Origin of the sequence: Aquabacterium sp. (genome assembly GCF_048860245.1) — a bacterium.
Classification (GTDB): domain Bacteria; phylum Pseudomonadota; class Gammaproteobacteria; order Burkholderiales; family Burkholderiaceae_C; genus Aquabacterium.
Genome location: NZ_JBLIZW010000025.1, coordinates 1 through 19,715, shown reverse-complemented (window position 1 = coordinate 19,715; position 19,715 = coordinate 1). Strand labels below are relative to the sequence as shown.

Sequence of the window (19,715 nt, the reverse complement as noted above, 5' to 3'; positions counted from 1 at the left end):
CAGGCCGCCACCATGGCCGCCTTGAAGGTCAAAAAGCTCAGCAACGAACTCCAGTTATCCCTCCTGTAGTGGCACGCTGACTAGGTCAACCTAGTCAAATCAACCACTTACAGCATTTGGTGTCGAACTCGGGCGACACGGTCAGTCAACAGGTGACGGGTGCCGAGGCTTTGCTGCGATGGCAGCATCCCACGCGCGGCATGGTCAGCCCGGTGGAGTTCATTCCGATTGCCGAGCGATTTGGTCTGATCGGTGCGTTGGGCGCCTGGGTCATTGATGAGGCGTGCGCACAAATCAAGACCTGGCGTGGCATGGGCTTGAGCATGCGGGTGGCCATCAACCTGTCGATGCATCAGTTGAGGCAGTCGGATCTGGTTGAAAAGGTGTCCGATGCGTTGCGACGACATCAGGTGCCGCCGGACCTGATCACGTTTGAAATCACCGAGTCGGCCGCCATGGAGGATGCGCAAGCTTCCATGCGGTTGTTTGAGCAGTTGGCCCAAATTGGCGTGTCTTTGTCGATCGATGACTTTGGCACCGGCTATTCCAGCCTGAGCCATTTGCGCAAGCTGCCCGCCACGCAACTCAAGATCGATCGCAGCTTTGTGCAGGATCTGGGGGGCGAGGAAGACGCCCGCGCCATCGTCAAGGCGGTGATCAAGCTGGCGCACGCCTTGGGGTTGGAGGTGGTGGCTGAAGGCGTGGAAACGCGCGATCAGCAAGACATCCTGACGGACTTCGGGTGCGATCAGTTGCAGGGTTATTTGTATGCGCGGCCCATGCCCGCCAAGCATCTCCAGTTGTGGGCGCTGGGGGATGACAAAAACACGGCACACCCCTCATTCCGCGACTCCTTGTTCAATCAGGATGGGGAAGCAGATGCCTCCGGCAACGAGCATCCGCCTTATCACTGATCGGTGCGCGCGCTCAAACAGGTGGAAGGGGGTCACCACATCGCCAGCAATGGTTGGCATCGGCCCGGTGACCATCGGCCTGACAGCGAGGGCAGCGTTGCGCCTCGTGGAGGATCCCTGAAGGGCGATTCTTGCGGTTGGCTGTCAGTTCTGCGGTGACGATGCCCGTGGGCACGGCCAGCACGCTCCAGCCCAGCAACATCACCACCGACGAGATCAGGCGGCCGACGTCCGTCTTGGGGGTGATGTCACCAAAGCCCACCGTGGTCATGGTGGTGATGGCCCAGTACATGGCCGTGGGAATGCTGGTGAAGCCGTTTTGCGGCCCTTCGATCACGTACATCAAGGTGGCCATCAGCAAGGCCACCATCAGGACAAACGACGTGAAAACGGCGATCTTGCGCCGACTGGCCAGCAGCGCCTGACCCAGCGTGGTGTATTCCGATACAAAGCCTGTGAGGCGAAACACCCGGAACACGCGCATCAATCTCAGGATGCGGACATCGAGGAAGAACAGGGCGCCGGGCTCGATCAGTGCCAGATAGGATGGCAAAACCGACAGCAGGTCGATCACTCCGTAAAAGCTCAGTGCGTAGCGCGTGGGGTGCCGGTGGCAGCTCAAGCGCAACACGTATTCCAGCGTGAACACGGCGGTGAAGCCCCACTCCAAGGCATCAAGCATGTGGCCCCAGCGGGTCTGGATGCTGCTGACGCTGTCGAGGATGACCGCGCCCACGCTGATCAGAATGAGCCAGATCAGCACCTGATCAAACAGGCGGCCTGCGGCGGTTTCCGACTCGAAGATGATGGTGTAGAGCTGGCGTCGCCAGCCCGATTCGGGCTTGTTCGGGTCCGGATTCATGGCATGTGGGACGGTGTTCATCACGCCATGATGCCAAGGAAGAGGCGGACTCTCTAAAATAGCGACATGAACACGTCAGCTTCCCCCATCGCGCCGGTCGAGCGCCGCCCTTACACCCGTGCCGCACAGCTGCCTGAGATCATGCGTCAGCGCATCGTGGTGCTGGATGGCGCCATGGGCACCATGATTCAGCGTTACAAGCTGACCGAAGCCGATTACCGTGGCGCTCGCTTCGCCGAGCACGCGACCGACCTCAAGGGCAACAACGAGTTGCTGCAGCTGACCAAGCCCGAGGTCATTCGCGAGATCCATGAGCAGTATCTGGCGGCGGGGGCTGACCTGATCGAGACCAACACCTTCGGGGCGACCACGGTGGCGCAGGATGATTACCACCTGCCCGAGCTGGCCTATGAGATGAACGTGGCCGCCGCCAAACTGGCGCGCGCCTGCTGCGACAAGTACAGCACGTCCGACAAACCCCGCTTTGTGGCCGGCGCGATTGGCCCGACCCCGAAAACCGCGAGCATCAGCCCGGACGTGAATGACCCCGGCGCCCGCAACGTCGATTTCGACACGCTGCGCGCGGCGTATTACGAGCAAGCCAAGGCCTTGATGGAGGGTGGCTGTGACGTCTTCCTGGTCGAAACGATTTTCGACACCCTCAATGCCAAGGCGGCCATCTTCGCCATCGACGAGCTGTTCGAGGACACCGGTGAGCGTTTGCCCATCATCATCTCGGGCACGGTGACGGACGCCTCGGGGCGCATTCTGTCGGGGCAGACCGTGGGGGCATTCTGGAATTCGGTGCGTCATGCGCATCCGCTGGCGATTGGTCTGAACTGCGCTTTGGGCGCCACCTTGATGCGGCCTTACATCGAGGAGCTGTCGAAGATCGCGGGCGATACCTTCATCAGCTGCTATCCCAACGCCGGTTTGCCCAACCCCATGAGCGACACCGGGTTTGACGAGACGCCCGAGATCACGGGCGGACTGGTGGAAGAGTTTGCCAAGGCCGGCTTCCTGAACATTGCTGGCGGCTGCTGCGGCACCACGCCCGATCACATCGCGGCGATTGCACAGCGTGTGAGCGCCTGGAAGCCCCGCTGCCTGCACGGCGGCACCACGGGCTTCCTCAGCGGTCTGGCCGCCTGATTCGGTCAGGCGTGTGGCTCAGTGGCGCTCGTGATGGCGCCGCAGGGCATTGAGGGCTTCGACCACTGCATGGGTGGCACTCATGAAGGCCGAGCCCCCATCGAGCATGCGCAAGGCTTTGTCCTTGTCTCCGCGGTTGACCACTTCGGCCACGGCTCCGGCGGCTTGGTGGAACTCGCGGTGGCGTGCCACCAGGTTGGTGAAATCGGGGGCATTGCTCCAGCGTTGACCGCCTGGGCCGTGCACCCACTTGCCCACCGCGCAACAGTCGTCGCGTGAGATCGCGGCGGCATCGAGTTGATCGCCGCTGCTGATGGCGTTGCGCAAGGTCGTCTTCCATTTGCCATGGGCCGCAATGGCAGCGCGGAAGTCGAGGTTTTCTTCTGCGGTGATGCGGGCTTGCGCTTGCTTGCGCAGGTCTACGGCATCGGCTTCAGCCAGGGTGGCGTCTTCCGTGTGCAGGCGCAGCAGACCCAGAATCTTGCCGGCATGCCCCACTTGGTTTTGCAGGTTTTCAGTGGAGGCGGCAATCTCTTCCACCATGGCCGCATTTTGCTGGGTGATGCGATCCATGTTGCTCACCGAGTCGCTGATCATGGCCACACCACGCTGCTGTTCGCTGGCGGTGTTGGCGAGTTCACGCAGCAAGGTGGTGACCTGCTCCACCGATTGCAGGGCTTCGGCCATGCGTTGCGTGGCGGTCTGGGTCTCGTTGTTGCCGGCAGCCACCCGCTCGACCGATTCGCCGATCAACTGACGGATTTCCCGGGCCGCGTCGGTGGTGCGTTGCGCCAGCGACCGCACCTCGGTGGCCACCACGGCAAAGCCCCGGCCGGCATCGCCCGCGCGGGCAGCTTCGACGGCGGCATTGAGCGCCAGGATGTTGGTCTGGAAGGCCACACCTTCAATCACATGGATGATGTCGCCCACCCGCTGAGAGGACTGGTTGATTTCACTCATGGCTTGCGACACGCGTTGCACCGAGTCCTGGCTGCGCTGGGCTTGTGCGGACATGTCGGCAGCCAGTTGCGCGGCCTGACTGACCGATTCGGCCGCCTGACTGGCCGTGCCGTTGATTTCTTCGGTGGTGGATGCCGTTTGCTCCAGGCTGTTGGCCTGGACTTCGGTCCGTGCGGACAGGTCGAGGTTGCCGGAGGTGATCTCTTGAATGGCGCCACGCAGGTTGTTGATCTCCATGGTGGTGTCGGCAATCACGGCGCGGATGTTGACGCTGAGCTGTCTCAGTGACATCTGCAGGCGGCCCAACAAGCCGTCGCCCGAGGTGTCGACTTCGGTGCTCAGGTCGCCGGCGGCCATGATGTCCAGGTGATCGCGTAGACTCAAATACGGACGCAGGATCATGACGCGGCAGCCCCACGTGGCGGCCAGGCACAGGGCGGTGGCGGCAGCCGCCAGCCAGGGCAGGGGCAAGACGGTGCTCAGGCCGACGATGGCCGCTACCGTGCTCAACTGAAGTAGCGTGGAGGGGCCCGTGCCAGACTTGCTCCAGCGCACCGAGCAAGCGGTGCGCGATGCCTTTGTTCTGGACGCGGCCCTGGTACAGCGTGATGCGGTTGCGGCCCTGGTCGGCCTGCGCGTTGAGCTTGGCGTAGAGCGCCTCGGCAGCCGCGATTTCGTCTCGTGTGGGGCAGTTGCGGACCGAGAGATAGCCTTGGATTTCACCGGTGCCATTGCGGCGGATGGGGATGCTGCTGGCCTTGACCCAGTAGTGGTCGCCATTTTTGCGTCGGTTTTTGACGATGCCCACCCAGGGGCGCCCCGACTCGACGGTGGCCCACAGGTCGCGGAAGGCTTCTGCCGGCATGTCCGGGTGGCGCACGATGTTGTGCGGCTGCCCCTGGAGCTCATCCATCGTGTAGCCACTGACCTTGATGAACGCCGCATTGCAGTAGGTAATGCGACCTTTCAGGTCTGTGACCGACACCAACGAGTAGTCGTCTGAGAAGGTGAATTCTTTTTGAGTGACGGGCGTGTTCAGACGTATGAGAACTCTCCGAATCAATCAGGCGATCGCGCATCTACTGCAATGCGAAATGGAACCCTGAATTCGGAATATCGGCCGCCCCGCTTTAAATCTTGAGTTGGTAATATGGTTTATGGTTTATGGATTTATGGTTGGTGAATTCCGTTCTGGAAATGAGGTGCGTTAAGAAAATGGCACGAGTTCAGCCGCGTTCCTGGTGACGTCGCAGGGCGTCCAGCGCTTCCACGACGGCACTCGTTGCCTTCGTGAAAGGGGAGCCGTTTTGCAGCAAGCGCAAGGCTTCTGTTCGGTGGCCACCGTTGACCGCCTCGGCCACTTCTCCGGCACGTGCGTGGAACTCCCGGTGTCGTTGCACCAGGTTGACGAAATCCGGCCTCGTGCCCCACTCGTGGCCACCCGGACCGTGCACCCATTTGCCCACGGCACAGCAGTCATCTCGTGCAATGGTGTCCGCATCCAGTTGTTCGCCGCTGTCGATGGCGTTGCGCAGCGTGGTCTTCCACTTGCTGTGTGCCGCAATGGCCGCACGAAAATCCAGATGGGTGCTGTCACTCAAGCGCAGTTGCGCCTGTTTGCGAAGGTCCACGGCATCGACGTCGGCCAAGGTCCCGTCTTCAGGGTGCAGGCGCATCAGGCCCAGCACCTTGCCCGCGTGTGCAATCTGGTTTTGCAAATCGGTGGTGGAGGCGGCGATTTCCTCCACCATGGCCGCATTTTGTTGCGTGATGCGGTCCATGTCGTCCACAGACTCGCTGATGGAGGCCACGCCGCGTTGCTGTTCGCTGGCCGTTTCGGCGAGTTCGCGCAGCAAGGAGGCCACTTGTTCGACCGATTGCAGGGCCTCGGCCATGCGCTCGGTGGCGGTGTTGGTTTCTGCATTGCCGGCGGCCACGCGTTCAACCGATTCGCTGATCAATTGCCGGATTTCGCGTGCGGCTTCGGTGGTGCGTTGGGCCAGAGAGCGGACCTCGGTGGCCACCACGGCGAAGCCGCGGCCCGCTTCGCCAGCGCGTGCGGCTTCGACCGCCGCGTTGAGCGCCAGGATGTTGGTCTGGAAGGCCACGCCCTCAATGACGTGAATGATGTCGCCCACCCGTTGCGAGGACTGGTTGATGTCGCTCATCGCGGTGGACACGCGCTGCACCGAGTCCTGGCTGCGCTGGGCTTGCGCAGCCATGTCGGCTGCCAGTTGAGCAGCCTGACTGACCGATTCCGCGGCCTGGCTGGACGACTGGTGAATCTGGGCGGTGGTCGAAGCGGTTTGCTCCAGGCTGTTGGCCTGGATTTCCGTGCGAGACGACAGGTCCAGGTTGCCGGACGTGATTTCCTGAATGGCGCCGCGGAGGTTGTTGATCTCCATGTTGGTGTCGGCCGTCACCGCACGAATGTTGGCGTGCAGTTGATTGAGCGACATCTGCAGGCGCCCCAGCAAGCCGTCCCCCGAGGTGTCCACCTCGGCGCTCAGGTCTCCGGAGGCCATGGTGTCCAGGTGGTCGCGCAGGCTGAGAAAGGGCTTCAGGATCAGGACGCGGCTGTACCACGCCACTGCCAGGCACAGCGTCAGCCCCAAGGGGATCAACCATGTCAGCGGGACGACCGTGCTGAGTGCCATCAGGGCGCATGTGACCACCAACTGGACGAGGGTGGACGGGCCATGCCAGATGTGTTCCAGCGGCCGGGTCAGTCTGGCCAACCAGCCGTGCTTCACCACGCGACCTTGGTGCAGGGTGATCCCGCCGGAACCGCGTTCTGCCTGCGCGTTCAGCACGGCATACAACTGCTCCGCGCCCTGGATTTCGGCCCGTGTCGGCGGGTTGCGCACCGACAGATAGCCCACGGTGGTGCCCGTCTGGTTCTGGCGGATGGGGATGGCGTTGGCTTTGACCCAGTAGTAGTCGCCGTTTTTGCGCCGATTTTTCACCACCCCGACCCAAGGTCGCCCCGATTCCAGGGTGGCCCACATGTCCCGAAAGGCTTCTGCGGGCATGTCAGGGTGACGGATCAGGTTATGCGGCTGACCGAGCAGTTCATCAAGTGAGTAACCGCTTACTCTCACGAAAGCGGCGTTGCCGTATGTGATGCGGCCCTTCAAATCGGTCACGGAGACCAGCGAGAAGGACTCGGAAACGAGATATTCCTGATTGCTGACGGGCGTGTTCAGGCGCATGGTGACCCTCAGAAAAACCGGGTTGGCGTTGAACCGATCAGCGCCAGGGTGGTTTTCGGAAAATCGGCAGTTGCGCCTTAACCTTGAGCGTTAAACCTGATGTGGGTTAATTTCAGCCCGCGTACGGGTCGGCAAATCCCAGCTTGGCCATGATCTCGCGCTCGCGTTGCTCCATGGCCTGGGCCTCGTCTTCTTCAATGTGGTCCCAGCCCTGGGCATGCAGGGCACCGTGCACGAGCATGTGGGCGTAGTGCGCCACCAGGTCTTTGTTCTGCTCCTGGGCTTCGCGCTCGACCACGGGCGCGCACAGGATCAGGTCGGCCATCACCACGGGCTCATGCGCGTAATCGAAGGTCAGCACATTGGTGGCGTAGTCCTTTTGGCGGTAGTCGCGGTTGAGGGCCTGGCCTTCCTCCGCATCCACGATGCGCACGGCGAGTTCCGCATCACTTTCCAGTGCAGCTTTCAGCCAGCGGGCCACTTTGTGGCGGGGCAGTTGGTCACGGTGGCGCTTGTCTGCAAATTGCAGGCTCAGGGTCAGGTCGATGCTCATGGCTGGGAGGATTCGTCGAGGTCAGGGCGCGGCGCAGCAGCGCGCGAGCTACGTGTGGGGCGACTGGCGCGAGGCGCCTCGGTCGGGGGCAGCGGTGCGGGGGGCAAACCCTCGTGGCCTTGGGCGGCCTGGGCCGCGTCATACGCTTCCACAATGCGGGCCACCAGAGGATGGCGCACCACGTCGGCGGCCGTGAAGCGCGTAAAGGACACGCCCTTCACGCGCTTGAGGATGCGCTCGGCATCGATCAGACCACTGCGAGCGCCGCGTGGCAAGTCAATCTGGCTGACGTCGCCGGTCACGACCGCGCGCGACCCAAAGCCGATGCGGGTGAGGAACATCTTCATCTGCTCGGGCGTGGTGTTCTGGGCCTCGTCCAGGATGATGAAGGCGTGGTTCAGCGTGCGCCCCCGCATGAAGGCCAGCGGGGCGATTTCGATGAGCCCCTTTTCGAAGGCCTTTGTCACGCGGTCAAAGCCCATGAGGTCGTACAGCGCGTCGTACAGCGGGCGCAGGTAGGGGTCGACTTTTTGGGTCAGGTCACCGGGCAGGAAGCCCAGACGTTCGCCTGCCTCGACCGCAGGGCGGGTCAGGACGATGCGTTGCACGGCGCTGCGCTCCAGCGCATCGACCGCGCAGGCCACGGCCAGGAAGGTCTTGCCGGTGCCGGCGGGGCCAATGCCAAAGCTCAGGTCATGCGACAAGATCTGGCGCAGGTAGTGAACCTGATTGGGGGTTCGCCCCTGCAGATCGGCGCGGCGGGTGTGCAGGGTGGGGCCGTCCGGGTCGGCACCCGCATCGTGGGGGGCTGGCTCGTTGGGGTCGGACGGGGCCTTGCCCTGGTGGGCGCGCTGCAGGGCGGCCAGGCTGGACGTGATGGCCAGCTGCACCATCTCCGGACTGATCGCGCGATCGCTGCGGGTGTAGAGCGCCTCCAGCAGCTCGACCACGCGCTGCGGCACGCCTTTGGCGCCTTCAATGCGGAACTGCTCGCCCCGGCGCGTCATGGTCACCCCGAAGGCGGCCTCGATGGTTCGCAGATGCTCGTCCAGCGGCCCGCACAGACGGGCGAGTCGGGAGTTATCCGGAGGAGAAAAGCTGTGGCGCAGTTGCATGGAGGTCCGATATGGGGTAATCGATATAAATTGTCGCTTGCCCTGCGCGTCAGCGGGTGACATCTATTGAGAAAATGACGACATGAATCTGGCGCGGGCATTCCATGCGTCAGGACAAATGGGGTACGGAGTCGTCTTTGAGCATGCTGGGTCACGCGTGGCAATCCTGGGCCCGCTTTTTTAGCCAGGAGTGGGTCTCCGAAGGAGAGGGCGGCGTGGAAGCGACGGCGACGGAGCCTGCCCCACCCGCCTCGCGTCGTCGCGTCTGGCTCGCTGCATTGGCCGGCTTGCTGCTGGCCGCGCTGGCGGGTTGGGGCTTGCTGGTGCTCAACAGCGAGGCGGTGCGTCGCAGCCACCCGGCGGTGGCGGTCTTGCTGGATTCGCCGGTGAAGACATTGTCTCAGCCTTGGGTGGTCGAGAGCCCATCGGCGCAATTCCCGCTCAATGTGCCTGCCCGCGTCATTGCGTTGCCCGATGAGTGGTCCATCAACCACCCCGGTTACCAAGGCTCGGTCTGGTATCGCTTTCGATTTGATCCCAGTGCATCGGCTGCTCCCGATGAGTTGCAGGCCCTCTATGTCGAGCGCGCCTGCTCGAATGTGGAAGTGTTTTTGAACGGGCAGTTGCTCTACCGCGGCGGTCGCATGAAGCTGCCCTATGCCCGCAACTGTTTCCGCTCGCACACCATTCCTTTGCCGGCGGCCTTGCTCAATGCTTCGGGCAATCTGGTCGACATCCGGGTGGTGGGCTATCCGATTGACGAGGTCACGGCCCGCCAGCGTGCCGGCGGCCTGGCTGCGGTGCGTGTGGGGCCCCTGCCCCATATCCGCCAACTCGAAGCCGAGCAGGAGTTCTGGAGCTCTACCTTGTCGCAGGTGCTGGGCGGCATTCTGGCCGTGCTGGGCGTGTTTGCCTTGGGGATGGCGTGGGTGCGCCGCCTCGACTATCTGGTCTATTTCGGCTTGCTGACCATTGGCTGGGCCTTGATGACGGGGCGTTTCTGGCTGGGGGACTTGCCCATGCCGAATGCCACCAGCGAGATGCTGATGGCCCTGCTGTTTGCGCCGATGGCGGCCTTCGCGGTCAAGTTCTTGCTGAGCTATGCAGGGGCCCGCATCCAGAACGTGATCAGCGAGGCGTGGATGCGCCGCATCAATGCGGCCCTGTGGGCGCAGTGCGTGTTGCTGCCCATGAGCCTGCTGCTGGCGGGCACGCATCGTCTGTTCTCCGGATCGCGCATCTGGTACTTGCTGTTCGCAGTCGAGGTGTTTTGCTCGGTGGTTTTCTTCTTGTGGCTGGCCGGTAAGAAGCGACGCCCGGAGTTTTGGTTGATGTGCGGGGCGCTGGGCATCGTCACCACGGTGATGGGCATCGAGCTGGCCTACCAATATGGGCTGATCCGCCTGTGGGGCATCCATGTGACGCACTTTGTGATGCCGCTGCTGTATGCCTCGGTGGCCGTTCGCCTGATCCAGGTCTACGCCAAAGCCTTGCGGACGGCTGAGGGGGCGCGTGCGCAGTTGGAGCGCCGGGTCACCGAAATCAGCGACGAGATCGAGCGCAACTTCAGCCAGATTGCCGAGCTGCGTGCCGAGCAGGTGGCCGAGAAAGAGCGTAAGCGGATTGCTTCGGACTTGCACGACGACCTGGGCGCCAAGCTGCTGACCATCGTGCACACGGCCGACAACGACCGCATTTCGACCCTGGCACGTGAAGCGCTGGAAGAAATGCGTCTGTCGGTGCGCGGGCTCACCGGACGGGCCATGGTGCTGTCGGATGCGCTGGCAGACTGGCGTGCCGAGGTGGTGTCCCGCCTGCGTCAGGCCGGCATCGAGTGCGAGTGGCGCAACCCCAATGACATCATTGAAGAACCGCTGTCGTCGCGCACCTATGTGCAGACCACCCGCATCTTGCGCGAGGCGGTCAGCAACGTGATCAAGCACAGCGAGGCGTCGCACGTCATCATTTCGGCCGAGGTGCATCTGGATCTGCACGACTTCGTGCTCGTCATCCAGGACAACGGCAAGGGCATCCCCATGGAGCTGGATGGCCGACTGGATCGCGGTCACGGCATGACCAGCATGAAGCACCGCGCCAAACAACTCAACGGGCAATGCCTGGTGGAGTCCGGGCCAGGGTTTGGCACCGTCATCCGCCTGACCTTGCCGCTTGAAATCGCGACCATGCAACAGGCCCTGACCGGGGGAGGCTTGCCGTCTCCCGGCACTGCTAGCATGATCAACCAGAATCGCGCATTCTGAGGTGCGCACGAACAATGAGAAGTGAGGCTTAGAACACCATGAAACAAATCCTTTTGCTTGAAGACCTGCCCGAAATCCGAGCCTGGCTCAAGACCCTGGCTTTGCAGGTGTTCCCTGGTGCCCACATCAGTGAAGCCTCGCGCGTGCACGATGCGCTGGAACTGGTCAATGCCGTGCGCTTTGACGTGGCCCTGTGCGATCTGGGCTTGCCCGATGGGTCGGGCGTCGAGGTGGTTCAAGCCTTGCGTGAAAAGCAGCCCGAAGTGCAGTCGGTGGTGGTGACCATCCACGAGGACGACGATCACCTCTTCCCCGCCTTGCAGGCCGGCGCCTTTGGCTACCTCCTCAAGGAGCAACCCCGCGAGCAACTGGCGGAGCAACTGCACCGCATCAGCCAGGGCGAGCCGCCCCTGTCGCCTTCGATTGCGCGCCGTGTGATCCAGTACTTCACCGCCCAGGCCCGCATGAAGCCCGCCATGGCCGAGCCTGACAACGTCACGCCGCACGTGCAACTGACCGAGCGCGAAAACGAAGTGTTGCTGCGCGTGGCCAAGGGCTTCACGCTGCCCGAGATCGGTCAGCAGTTGAACCTGTCACGTCACACCATTGCCGACTACGTCAAGCAGATCTACCGCAAGCTCAACGTGTCGTCGCGTGCGGAAGCCGCGCTGGAGGCGCAGCGTCTGGGCCTGTTCCGCCGCTAAACTGCCGGCATGATTGCCCGCCTGACCGGGGAGCTGGCTGCCAAGGCCCCTCCCTATGTACTGGTCGACGTCCACGGCGTCGGCTACGAAGTCCAGGTGCCCATGAGCACCTTCTACAACCTGCCTGAACTGGGCGCCAAGGTCACCTTGCTGACCCAGTTCATCGTGCGCGAGGATGCGCAGTTGCTCTTCGGCTTTCTGACCGCCGGCGAGCGCGAATCCTTCCGCGAGCTGATCAAGATCAGCGGGGTGGGGCCACGCATTGCGCTGGCGCTGCTGTCTGGCCTCAACACCGAAGAGTTGGCGCAGGCCGTGTCGGCGCAGGACGCGAGCCGCCTGGTGAAGGTGCCGGGCGTGGGCAAGAAAACGGCCGAACGCCTGTTGCTCGAACTCAAGGGCAAGCTGGCGCCGGTGTTGTCGGCGCCGGGTTTCTCGGTGGCCAACGACACGCAGGGCGACATCCTGCAGGCGCTGGTGGCCCTGGGGTATTCCGACAAGGAAGCGCAAGCGGCGCTCAAGGCCTTGCCCGCCGATGTGTCGGTGAGCGAGGGCATCAAGCTGGCACTGAAGTCGCTGGCCCGCTGACAGCGGCGGGGTGGGCTCGGTATCATCGGCAGCATCATGAAACGCACTGTCTGGTGGCGCGTTGCCGGCGCCGTTCTTGCCTGCCTTGCCGCGAACGTGCAGGCCCACAAACCCGATGTCACGCCTGCGCGCGCGGCGAGCGGGCCCATCTCGGCCGCTTCGTTTTGCGAGGTGATGACGCGGCGCCTGCCCAATGTCTCGCGTGCGGTGTGCGCGCGGGCGCAATTGCAGGGCATGCCGGTGCGATCGGTGACGGGCAACCAGTTGGTCGAACGGGATGTCATTTCTCCCCACGCCAGGTTGCGTGTCCTGGTGGTGGGCGGCATCCATGGCGATGAACTGTCGTCGACCGCGCTGGTGTTGCACTGGATTGGCGCGGCCATGGAGACCCCGTCCAACATTCACTGGCGGTTTGTGCCTCTGATGAATCCGGATGGCATGCTGCAGGGCCGCCCTTCTCGGACCAATGCGCGGGGGGTGGACCTGAATCGCAACTTCCCCACGCCCAACTGGGACAAGGAAGCCCCGGTGTACTGGAAAGAGCGCACGCGCAGCGATCCCCGCCGGTTTCCGGGTGCCAAGCCTTTGTCCGAACCCGAGTCCAAGTGGCTGCACGACGAGATGGAGCGCTGGAAGCCCGACCTGATCGTGTCCGTGCATGCGCCCTATGGGGTGCTGGACTTTGACGGCCCCACGGTGCCGCCCAAGCGGCTGGGGCGCTTGTATCTGGACCAGGTGGGCATCTTTCCGGGCAGCCTGGGCAATTACGGCGGGGTCTACAAAAAGGTGCCGGTGGTGACCATCGAGTTGCCCAATGCGCTGCGTACCCCGCAAGACGCCGAGATTCGCCAGATGTGGCTGGACCTGCTGCGCTGGACAGCCGACCGATTGGGCGCCGACTGAGTCAGCGCGCGGTTGTGCGAGGTGGCGTCAAGGTCGGGGCGGGGCGGCCTGGGTGCTGGGCATGTGTGCCAGGATGCCCAGCAGGCGCTGAATCTGCAGGGGCTTGACCAGGTAGTGGTTGAAGCCGGTTTGCAGGGCGCGGGCGATGTGCTCGGGCAGTGCATCGGCACTCAGTGCAATCAGGGGCAGGGTTTTGAAGTCGGCCTGAGCCCGCAACCGGCGGCACAGATCCAGACCGCTGCCGTCCGGCAGGTTGATGTCCACCAGGGCCACATCCGGGCGGATGCTTTCGATGCTGGCCAGCCCTTCACCGGCGGTTTCCGCCGAGTACAGGCGCACCTGTGGATAGGCGGCAAACATGGCTTCGACCAAGCTGCGGTTGAGCGCGTTGTCTTCGATGTGCACCACCCGCAGCGGCGGCAACATGATGGCCGGCTCGGCGCCGCGCGCGTAGGTTGAGCGCAAGGCGCCGGGGCCTTCGGCCAGCGGCAGTCGCAAGGTGAACACGCTACCATGCCCCAGCGTGCTGCTGACGTCGATGCGGCCGTGCATCAACTCGGCCAGCCGTTGTGACACGGCCAGTCCCAAGCCATTGCCATGGGCGCGACCCGACGGCGTGTCCAGTCGCGCAAAGGGCTGAAAGATGCGAGAGAGGTCGTCTTGCTCGATGCCAAAGCCTTGGTCCTTGACTTCGATGATGGCCACGCGTTCGTCGGGGGCCGCTTTCGCTTGCATCCAGACGGTGGCGCCGGGAGGGCTGTACTTGATGGCATTGCTCATCAGGTTCATCAGGATGGAGCGGGTGTGCTGGGCATCGGCCCAGACCGGTGGGCACTGGCTGTCCACCACCACGGTGACGTCCTGAGACTGGTCTTCGAGGGCCGCACGCACTTCGCGCAGCAACACGGGTAGCTCGACACGCTGCGGGCGGATGCCCAGGGGCTTGTCTTCCAGTCGGGCGTATTCCAGCGACTGATCGAGCAGGTTGAGCAGTTGCTGCCCCGCGGCATGGATGTGGCCAATCTGACGGCGCTGCAAGTCGGGCAGTTCGTCGTCGCGACTCATGTCGAGCAACTGGGTGAACCCCAGGATGGCATTGAGCGATGAGCGCATGTTGTGACTCATGCGCGAGAGGAACTCGGCCTTGGTGGCCAGTGCCACTTCCAGTTCCAGCCGTTTGGCGTGTTCGGCCTCGGCGCGGCGGCGGTCGCCGATGTCGGTCAGCACCTCGATGTAGCGGTTGACCTGACCATCCGGGCCATGAATGGGTTGCACCGAGCGGATCACCCAGAACGGCTCGCCATCCTTGCGGTGGTGGCATACCTCCAGCTTTTCGATGCTGCTGCCTTGGGCCACGGCCTGGTTGATGCGGGTGATGGTGGCGTCATCCGTGTGCGGGCCGCTGAGCAATTCTTCGGGCAGCAGGCCGTGGCATTCGGTCAAGGTGAAGCCGGTCAGGCGGGTAAAGGCGGGGTTGATCCAGGTGATGCAGCGGTGTGCGTCGCAAATCAGGATGGCGTCGGTGACGCGATCAGCCACCAGCGCCAGTTCCTGATTGGTGCCTTGGGCGCGCTGCAGCGCGGTCTGTACCTGACGCAGGATCTGGCCTTGCTGCTCGAAGGCATCCTGACGCTGGCGGACTTCTTCGAGGAGTCGTTCAGGGTCGTCGGCAACGGATTCGGAGATGCCTGCCGGCAGGGCGCGGCGCGAGGGGGCGCTTTTGCGGACGGTGTCCGGCGGAACCACGGGGGTGAGCTCAGGCATGTCGGTCTCCTCTATTGTGATGGGTGAGGTGATGCAACGTGCCGCGCGCGTGGTGGGCACGTGCGCGCTGACGACCGATCCTGCTTGGTTCCAGCGCCGGGAACCTGAGTGTAGGCACTTCACCCGGGGTTGGCCATGCGGCAGACCCTGAGGGCGAAGGGGGTGTCTCGTGTTGGGGTGTTTCACACGCTGTCACCGTTTGATCAGGCATGCTGTGCGCATGAGCACCTTGCACGACCTTCAGGCCGCCGCCCGACAGACCTTGGTGTCGGTGGCCACGCAGCCGATTGCCCAAGGACTGTCGAGCCTGCAGGCCTCGGCGCAAGGTCTGTCGTCAGACGAGGCCCGCACCCGCCTCGCCCAGCTTGGGCCCAATGTGGTGGTGGCCGATGCCCGGGTGGGCTTGCTGCGGCAGCTGGCGCAGCGCATCGTGAACCCGCTGAACATCCTGCTGCTGACGCTGGCGCTGGTGTCCGTGTTGACGGGCAATGTCGAATCGGCGGTCATCATCACCCTGATGGTGGTGCTCAGCATCTCGCTGGCGCTGGTTCAAGAGCGGCGCTCGGGCCGGGCCGCGGAGGCCTTGCGGGCCATGGTGCACACCACGGCCACGGTGTTGCGCGCGGATGCCGGGGCAGATGCCCAGGCGGCGGGTGGGCAGGAAGTGCCCATGGAAGCGCTGGTGCCGGGCGACGTGGTGCGCCTGTCGGTGGGCGACCTGATTCCGGCCGATGTGCGCCTGCTGTCGGCCCGGGACTTCTTCGTCAACGAGTCGGCGCTGACGGGGGAGTCCATCCCGATAGAAAAAACTGCCGAGGTTGCCGCACCGCAAACCGAGCCGTTGGCGCTGCGCAATGTGTGCTTCATGGGCACCCACGTGGCCAGTGGCGCTGCCACCGCGGTGGTGGTGAACACCGGGGCGCGCGCCATTTTTGGTGGCATCGCGCAGGCCACGGCGGGCGAGCATGTGCAGACCAGCTTTCAGGTGGGCATCAACCGCTTCATCTGGCTGATGCTGCGTTTCATGGCGGTGATGGTGCCACTGGTGTTCCTGATCAATGGGCTCACCAAAGGGGACTGGCTGGAGGCCTTGCTGTTTGCCTGTGCCGTGGCCGTCGGCCTGACGCCCGAGATGTTGCCCATGCTGGTCACGATGAACCTGGCCAAGGGCGCGCTGACCATGTCGCGCAAGAAGGTCATCGTCAAACGCCTGGATGCCATCCAGAACTTCGGGGCCATGGACGTGCTGTGCACCGACAAAACGGGCACGCTCACGCAGGACCGCATCATTCTGGAAAAGTACATTGACCTGGATGGGCAGCCCAGTGAGCGGGTGCTGGAGTTGGCCTACCTCAACAGCTATTACCAGTCCGGCCTGCGCAACATGCTGGACGTGGCCGTGCTCAAGTACGTGTCGGTGCACGAGCGTCTGCATGCCGAAGGCGAGTACCAGAAGGTCGATGAGTTGCCGTTTGACTTTCAGCGGCGCCGGATGTCGGTGGTGGTGGCGCGTGGGGATGAGCGCCTGCTGATCTGCAAGGGCGCTGTGGAAGAGGTGTTCAGCGTGTGTCGGGATGGCATCGTGGGGTGCCAGCCGGTGGCGCTGGATGACAGCCATTTGGCCGCCTTGCAGGCCGAGGCACATCGCCTGAACGAAGACGGTTTTCGGGTGCTGGCCATTGCCTGTCGGCCCATGACGGTCGACTCCCACACCATGTCGGTGGCGGACGAGTCGGGCCTCACCTTGCTGGGCTATGTCGCGTTTCTGGACCCGCCCAAAGAATCGGCGCAACCCGCCTTGGCGGCGCTGAAGCGCCATGGCGTGGCCGTCAAGATCCTGACCGGTGACAACGAGGTCGTGACGCGCAAGGTGTGCCGAGAAGTGGGCCTGCCCGTCGAGCGGGTCTTGCTGGGGCACGAGGTCGAGGCCCTGAGCGACATCGCCTTGCAGGAAGCCGCGGGTGACACGCAGGTGTTTGCCAAGCTCTCGCCCGACCAGAAGGCGCGGGTCATTGCCGCCCTGCGGGCGAGGGGGCATGTGGTCGGCTACATGGGCGATGGCATCAACGATGGCCCGGCCCTGAAAGCGGCCGATGTGGGCATTTCGGTGGACACGGCGGTGGACATTGCCAAGGAGTCGGCCGACATCATCTTGCTGGAAAAGAGCCTGCTGGTGCTGGACGACGGGGTGATGGAAGGTCGCAAGGTGTTTGCCAACCTGCTGAAGTACATCCGCATGGGGGCGAGTTCCAACTTCGGCAACATGTTCAGCGTGCTGGGGGCGAGCGCCTGGCTGCCGTTTTTGCCCATGGCGCCCATTCAGGTGCTCACCAACAACTTGCTGTATGACCTGTCGCAGTCGGCCATTCCCACCGACCGCGTGGACCCCGAAGAGCTGCGCGAGCCCCGGCGATGGGACATGGGCCACATCGCGCACTTCATGATGTGGGTGGGGCCGGTGAGTTCGGTGTTCGACTACGTGGTCTTTGGGCTGATGTTCTATGTGTTCCAGGCGCAAACGCCTGACCAGGCGGCTTTGTTCCACACCGGTTGGTTTGTGGAGTCCCTGCTCTCGCAGACGCTGGTGATCCACATCATTCGCACCGGGCGTTTGCCGTTTGTGCGCAGTCGCGCCAGCCGGCCTTTGCTGTGGACCACACTTGCGGTGTGTGGCGTGGGACTGTGCCTGCCGTATTCACCCTTGGCACCGGCCTTGGGGTTGGTGGCTTTGCCGATGGCGTACTGGCCCTGCCTGGGGCTCATCTTGGTGAGCTACCTGGGCGCCACCTTTGCCATGAACACCTGGTTTCGGCGGCGTTTCCGTTTATGAGTTGATGGCTTGGCGCAGTTGCTGCAGGCGTGTCAGCAGCGCGTCGTCATCGACCTCGACGGTGTGGGCGGCCCCAGCGTAGATGCTGCCATCGTTGCCATCCAGCGTGAGGACATCGCCTTCTTGAAACGTGCGCTCACCCAGTTGAACGGTGCGGGTGCTGTCGTCGATGTGCAAGGTGCTGCATCCCACCAGACACACTTTGCCCATCTGGCGCGCCACCACGGCGGCGTGTGAGGTGCGGGCGCCGCGTGCCGTGAGCAGGCCTTGGGCGTGTTCGAGTGCGGCCATGTCGCAGGTCTCGGCATCGCGGCGGACGAGGATGATGGCGGCGCCGCTGGCATGGCGGGCCTGCGCCCGTGCCGCGTCCAGCGCGATTTCGCCCGTGGCCACGCCGTTGCAGGCCGTGGCGCCTTGGCCCAAGGGCGTGAGGGGTTCACCGTCGGTGGCCACCACGCGGACTTGTCGCAGATCGGCGGCCTGCAGGGTGGCTGTGCGTTGTCGGGCCTCGTCCTGGCTGATGAGGCCTTCGGACCACAGGTCCAGCGCAATGCGGGCGGCCGCTTGCGGGGTGCGCTTGCCGTGACGGGTCTGCAGCATGTACAGCTGGCCGTCTTGCACGGTGAACTCGAAGTCCTGCATGTCGCCCAGCGTGCGTTCCAGCTGCGCGGTGGCGGTGCACAGGGCATCCCAGGTGGCGGGCAGGACCGTGGCCAATTCATCGTGGCCATGGGCGCTGCGGCGGCCGGACACCACGTCTTCGCCTTGCGCGTTGAACAGGAAATCGACCCACAGGTGGGGCTCGCCAGTAGCCGGGTCACGGGTGAAGCCCACGCCGGCCCCAGAGCGGCCGCCCGCGTTGCCAAACACCATGGCTTGCACGGTCACCGCAGTGCCCAGGTCATCGGGCAGTTCGTGCAGGCGGCGGTAGGCCACGGCTTTTTCGGATTGCCACGAGGCGAGCACGGCCCCGATGGCATCGGCGAGTTGCTGTGTGGGGTCCTGCGGAAACGGCTGACCGTGCGCGCGGGCATAGGTGGCCAGATAGCGGCGGGTGAGTTCGCGCAGTTCGGTGAAGTCCAGGTCGCGTTCGTCGCGGCCGGCGGCCAGGTCGTGCAGGTCTTGCTCGAACAGGGCCGCATCCAGTCCGGCCACCACTTCGCCATAGGTGGCGATCAGGCGACGGTAGGCATCCCACACCAGGCGCGGGTTGCCCGTTTGCCGGACGAGGCCATGCACCGTGGCATCGCACAGGCCGATGTTGAGCAGCGTTTCCATCATGCCGGGCATGGAGACCGGGGCCCCGGAGCGCACCGACAGCAGCAGCGGGCGGCGGGTGTCCCCGAGCACGGTGCCACAGCGGGTTTGCAGCGCCTTGAGGCCTGGCATCCAGGTGCTGGCTTGGGTGGCGGTGGCGCGAGACGCCTCACTGTGACAAGCCGCGGTGGGGATCACGAAGGCGGGCGGAACCGTCAGGCCCATCTGCGCCATGCGCAACAGGTTCCAGGCTTTGAAGCCCATGGTCTGGGCGCTGGCGGTGGGCGCGGTCTCGGCTTGTGTGGTGGGGCTTCCGCAGCCAATCAGGTACAGCGACAAATCGGAGGGGCTCATGGGCGCACCTCGGCCTGGCTGAGGACCACATCGCGCAGGCTGTAGGCGGCGGTCAGCAAGCGATCCGAGGCCAGCTCCAGCGTGCAGGCCAGGTCGTTGGCCAGCATCAGGCTGGGGGCGTCGTCGATGGCATGCAGCAAGGTGCGCCGGGCCTGACGCAGCAGTTCGTCGCAACGCTTTTCGGCGTGCAGCACGGCCCAGGTGGTCGACAGGAAGGCGTCGGTGTCGCTCGCATCCGATTCGGCGCTCAGGGTGCGGGCCATGGCCAGGGCCTTGATGTGATCCTGCA

14 protein-coding genes and 2 pseudogenes are annotated in these 19,715 nt (G+C 64.0%); 7 read left to right on the top strand and 9 right to left on the bottom strand.

Translation table 11 applies throughout. From position 1 onward, the window contains the following. Window positions 1–119 precede the first annotated feature (119 nt). A complete protein-coding gene (locus ACMV18_RS02455) occupies window positions 120–914 on the top strand; it encodes a putative bifunctional diguanylate cyclase/phosphodiesterase (protein WP_420816554.1) in 795 nt (264 codons plus the stop codon). A 13-nt stretch (window positions 915–927) separates the two neighbouring features. Here the strand turns inward: ACMV18_RS02455 and ACMV18_RS02450 are convergent, their stop codons facing one another. Beyond that, window positions 928–1,797 (bottom strand): ion transporter, encoded by an 870-nt coding sequence (locus ACMV18_RS02450; protein ID WP_420816553.1) that lies wholly within the window; start codon window positions 1,795–1,797, stop codon window positions 928–930. 45 nt (window positions 1,798–1,842) lie between these two features. Here ACMV18_RS02450 and ACMV18_RS02445 point away from each other — a divergent pair, with 45 nt between their 5' ends. After that, window positions 1,843–2,928, top strand: a complete 1,086-nt coding sequence (locus tag ACMV18_RS02445) for a homocysteine S-methyltransferase family protein (RefSeq protein WP_420816552.1) — start codon at window positions 1,843–1,845, stop codon at window positions 2,926–2,928. An 18-nt stretch (window positions 2,929–2,946) separates the two neighbouring features. Here ACMV18_RS02445 and ACMV18_RS02440 read toward each other — a convergent pair whose 3' ends face one another. The 5 genes and pseudogenes from ACMV18_RS02440 to ACMV18_RS02420 all read right to left on the bottom strand — a co-directional run bounded on the left by ACMV18_RS02440 (window position 2,947) and on the right by ACMV18_RS02420 (window position 8,768). Then, window positions 2,947–4,443 carry a methyl-accepting chemotaxis protein gene (locus tag ACMV18_RS02440; protein ID WP_420816551.1) on the bottom strand — a complete coding sequence of 499 codons (1,497 nt, stop codon included), beginning with the start codon at window positions 4,441–4,443 and terminating at the stop codon, window positions 2,947–2,949. Between the two features lie 202 nt (window positions 4,444–4,645). Beyond that, window positions 4,646–4,873: pseudogene (locus tag ACMV18_RS02435) on the bottom strand (PAS domain-containing protein); the annotation flags it as partial. 241 nt (window positions 4,874–5,114) lie between these two features. After that, window positions 5,115–7,100: a methyl-accepting chemotaxis protein gene (locus ACMV18_RS02430; RefSeq protein ID WP_420816550.1), complete on the bottom strand. Its 1,986-nt coding sequence runs from the start codon at window positions 7,098–7,100 to the stop codon at window positions 5,115–5,117. Between the two features lie 112 nt (window positions 7,101–7,212). Next, entirely contained in the window at window positions 7,213–7,653 is a 441-nt protein-coding gene (ybeY, locus tag ACMV18_RS02425; protein ID WP_420816549.1) for an rRNA maturation RNase YbeY, read from the bottom strand. After that, entirely contained in the window at window positions 7,650–8,768 is a 1,119-nt protein-coding gene (locus tag ACMV18_RS02420) for a PhoH family protein (RefSeq protein ID WP_420816548.1), read from the bottom strand. The genes ybeY and ACMV18_RS02420 overlap by 4 nt, the downstream gene beginning before the upstream one ends. Before the next feature lie 104 nt (window positions 8,769–8,872). Between ACMV18_RS02420 and ACMV18_RS02415 the strand changes: the two genes are divergently transcribed. From ACMV18_RS02415 to ACMV18_RS02400, 4 genes are read left to right on the top strand one after another with little or no spacing between them, the layout of a single operon-like run. Further along, a complete protein-coding gene (locus tag ACMV18_RS02415) occupies window positions 8,873–11,029 on the top strand; it encodes an ATP-binding protein (protein WP_420816547.1) in 2,157 nt (718 codons plus the stop codon). A gap of 38 nt (window positions 11,030–11,067) precedes the next feature. Next, on the top strand, window positions 11,068–11,733 hold the full coding sequence (locus ACMV18_RS02410; RefSeq protein WP_374255693.1) for a response regulator: 666 nt from the start codon (window positions 11,068–11,070) through the stop codon (window positions 11,731–11,733). A gap of 9 nt (window positions 11,734–11,742) precedes the next feature. Beyond that, entirely contained in the window at window positions 11,743–12,318 is a 576-nt protein-coding gene (gene ruvA / locus ACMV18_RS02405) for a Holliday junction branch migration protein RuvA (RefSeq protein WP_374255696.1), read from the top strand. Window positions 12,319–12,354: 36 nt separating this feature from the next. Next, window positions 12,355–13,221, top strand: a complete 867-nt coding sequence (locus tag ACMV18_RS02400) for a M14 family zinc carboxypeptidase (protein ID WP_420816546.1) — start codon at window positions 12,355–12,357, stop codon at window positions 13,219–13,221. 27 nt (window positions 13,222–13,248) lie between these two features. Here ACMV18_RS02400 and ACMV18_RS02395 read toward each other — a convergent pair whose 3' ends face one another. Then, entirely contained in the window at window positions 13,249–14,985 is a 1,737-nt protein-coding gene (locus ACMV18_RS02395; RefSeq protein WP_420816545.1) for a PAS domain-containing hybrid sensor histidine kinase/response regulator, read from the bottom strand. Window positions 14,986–15,205: 220 nt separating this feature from the next. Here ACMV18_RS02395 and mgtA point away from each other — a divergent pair, with 220 nt between their 5' ends. Further along, the gene (gene mgtA / locus ACMV18_RS02390; protein ID WP_420816544.1) at window positions 15,206–17,815 is read left to right on the top strand and encodes a magnesium-translocating P-type ATPase; all 2,610 of its coding nucleotides are present in this window, start codon (window positions 15,206–15,208) and stop codon (window positions 17,813–17,815) included. Here the strand turns inward: mgtA and ACMV18_RS02385 are convergent. Both ACMV18_RS02385 and ACMV18_RS02380 read right to left on the bottom strand, forming a co-directional pair. Continuing rightward, window positions 17,810–19,426, bottom strand: coding sequence for a PEP/pyruvate-binding domain-containing protein (locus tag ACMV18_RS02385; protein WP_420816543.1), 1,617 nt, complete (start codon window positions 19,424–19,426; stop codon window positions 17,810–17,812). The genes mgtA and ACMV18_RS02385 overlap by 6 nt on opposite strands. Next, a pseudogene (locus tag ACMV18_RS02380) lies at window positions 19,423–19,715 on the bottom strand (phosphate transport regulator); the annotation flags it as partial. The pseudogene ACMV18_RS02380 and the gene ACMV18_RS02385, both read right to left, overlap by 4 nt.

Excerpts from the sequence above, each read along its gene's own strand:
- ybeY (WP_420816549.1), bottom strand. The coding sequence starts at position 7,653 with ATGAGCATCGACCTGACCCTGAGCCTGCAATTTGCAGACAAGCGCCAC.
- ACMV18_RS02400 (WP_420816546.1), top strand. The coding sequence starts at position 12,355 with ATGAAACGCACTGTCTGGTGGCGCGTTGCCGGCGCCGTTCTTGCCTGC.
- ACMV18_RS02385 (WP_420816543.1), bottom strand. The coding sequence starts at position 19,426 with ATGAGCCCCTCCGATTTGTCGCTGTACCTGATTGGCTGCGGAAGCCCC.
- ACMV18_RS02430 (WP_420816550.1), bottom strand. The coding sequence starts at position 7,100 with ATGCGCCTGAACACGCCCGTCAGCAATCAGGAATATCTCGTTTCCGAG.
- ACMV18_RS02410 (WP_374255693.1), top strand. The coding sequence starts at position 11,068 with ATGAAACAAATCCTTTTGCTTGAAGACCTGCCCGAAATCCGAGCCTGG.
- ACMV18_RS02445 (WP_420816552.1), top strand. The coding sequence starts at position 1,843 with ATGAACACGTCAGCTTCCCCCATCGCGCCGGTCGAGCGCCGCCCTTAC.
- ACMV18_RS02415 (WP_420816547.1), top strand. The coding sequence starts at position 8,873 with ATGCGTCAGGACAAATGGGGTACGGAGTCGTCTTTGAGCATGCTGGGT.
- ACMV18_RS02450 (WP_420816553.1), bottom strand. The coding sequence starts at position 1,797 with ATGAACACCGTCCCACATGCCATGAATCCGGACCCGAACAAGCCCGAA.
- ACMV18_RS02395 (WP_420816545.1), bottom strand. The coding sequence starts at position 14,985 with ATGCCTGAGCTCACCCCCGTGGTTCCGCCGGACACCGTCCGCAAAAGC.
- mgtA (WP_420816544.1), top strand. The coding sequence starts at position 15,206 with ATGAGCACCTTGCACGACCTTCAGGCCGCCGCCCGACAGACCTTGGTG.
- ruvA (WP_374255696.1), top strand. The coding sequence starts at position 11,743 with ATGATTGCCCGCCTGACCGGGGAGCTGGCTGCCAAGGCCCCTCCCTAT.
- ACMV18_RS02420 (WP_420816548.1), bottom strand. The coding sequence starts at position 8,768 with ATGCAACTGCGCCACAGCTTTTCTCCTCCGGATAACTCCCGACTCGCC.